Here is a 1976-nt window from a genome sequence, read left to right as displayed (position 1 = left end):
GGCGTTGGTGCGTCAAGCTAAGCTTGATGCATCTTGCAGGGTGCAAGTCCCTGTCAGGTAAGGTTTAACCAACCACCTGTATCGAGTGTTGCGCCTTTGGCGGAGTGTGAGATTAGCAAGTTCTTTTCAGCAGTGAGGACTGCATCACACGAACAATATTGGTGAAGCGTACACAGAGAATTATGTAGGCCATAGGGGCTGTCGTGGCCCTGAAGTGCTGGTATCGCTCCGATAAATATTAGATCTGACTGACGAGGTTTGCAACGCTACCGAAGTCCATGCAAAACAGCCGTATTGGTTAGGCTGTAGAGAGTCAGCGGAGTTTACAAGCCGTGGCATGTGTAGAGAGATGTATTGAGAACTTGAGAGATCCAAAGGCGTTCCACATGGATAGTGGTAGAGAAGCTTAACGAAAAGCAAAGCCAACGATGACCCTTTGGAAGTCAGATCAGCCCATAGTAGTCTGAGCAGGGGAAAGCCTTGTACATGGCGAAGGAGCTGACAGTTATATTCGGTATTAAGCCGCCACATAGTCCAGACAAAGTAGGGCTGGGATCACTATGACAACAACACTTAATGCCATCGCATTTAAAGCACACACTCACCCCAAGCACAGGTTTCAGAATTTATATGGACTGCTAAATACCGACAGCCTGTATCAAAGTTGGGGCCAACTCAATAAATTAGCTAAACCCGGCATTGATGGCATTACTATGCCTATGTACAAGGCAAAGCTAATCGAAAATATCGACCGTTTAGGTCAGCAGCTTAAGCAGAAATGCTACCGGGTTAATGATATTAAACGCATTTTCATCCCTAAATCGAACGGTAAACAGCGACCCTTGGGTCTGCCAACGGTTGATGACAAACTTGTGCAACAAAGTGTTAGCCAGATCCTGCAAAGTATTTGGGAGCAAGACTTTATGCGCAATAGTTATGGTTATCGACCGAATAAAAGCGCGCATCAAGCGGTGCATAGTTTGACACTTAATCTACAGTTTCAAGGTTATGGTTATATTGTAGAGGCTGATATTAAAGGCTTCTTCGACAACCTTGATCATGAATGGTTGATGGACATGCTCAAACAACGCATCGATGATAAGGCGATACTTAATTTAATTAACCAGTGGTTAAAAGCACGGATAAAATCCCCCGATGGTGTCTTTACCAAACCATCGAGTGGCAGCCCACAGGGCGGTATTATCAGCCCTGTGCTTGCTAATATTTATCTACATTACGCGTTAGACCTATGGTTTGAAAAGAAGGTAAAGCCAAAGATGCGCGGCAGAGCAATGATGATACGTTATGCAGATGATTTTGTTTGCGCGTTTCAATATGCGAATGACGCAGAGCGCTTTTATAAGGTACTACCGAAGCGATTAAAGAAATTCAACTTAGACGTTGCACAAGACAAAACATCGTTAATGCGCTTCAGCCGATTTCACGTTGGTCGAAAACGTCATTTTGTCTTTCTAGGGTTCGAGTTTTACTGGGGCACAGATTCATCGGGTAAACCAAGACTGCGGCGGCGCACTGGCGCGAAGAAGCAAAAGGCAACGCTGAGTGAATATTACCAATGGATCAAAGCTAAGCGTTCATTTAAGTTGAGAGAATGGCTACCCCAATTAAAACGAAAACTGATAGGGTTTAGAAACTATTTCGGGCTTCCCGACAACAGCCGAAGTTTGGCAGGAGTATACGATTATGCTTTGCATACCTTATATAAATGGTTGAACAGGCGTAGTGGTCGACGAAGTTATAACTGGAGTAATTTCAAGAAGATGTTAGAGTATTTTAATATTGAGAGTATCAAAGTCAGCAAGCGAAATATCCTTGTTGATTGGTACTAGGGTCGTGTGTTTTACACGAGTGAATATATAACTGAAGAGCCGGATGCGGTAGTTCCGCACGTCCGGATCTGTGTGGGGTCGGCCTAGCAATAGGTCGCTCTACCACGATAGGCTGTAGAATTACTC

1 protein-coding gene is annotated in these 1976 nt (G+C 44.4%); it reads left to right on the top strand.

Translation table 11 applies throughout. The features are described 5' to 3' along the window. Positions 1-560: 560 nt before the first annotated feature. Complete coding sequence (gene ltrA, locus I6F66_RS20520; protein ID WP_197209663.1) at positions 561-1850, top strand: group II intron reverse transcriptase/maturase; 1290 nt, start codon at positions 561-563, stop codon at positions 1848-1850. Positions 1851-1976 lie beyond the last annotated feature (126 nt).

It is taken from the genome of Pseudoalteromonas sp. NZS100_1 (assembly GCF_015864285.1).
GTDB classification, from domain to species: Bacteria; Pseudomonadota; Gammaproteobacteria; order Enterobacterales; family Alteromonadaceae; genus Pseudoalteromonas; species Pseudoalteromonas arctica.
This window is presented reverse-complemented; position numbering and strand designations above follow the sequence as displayed.

Excerpts from the sequence above, each read along its gene's own strand:
- ltrA (WP_197209663.1), top strand. The coding sequence starts at position 561 with ATGACAACAACACTTAATGCCATCGCATTTAAAGCACACACTCACCCC.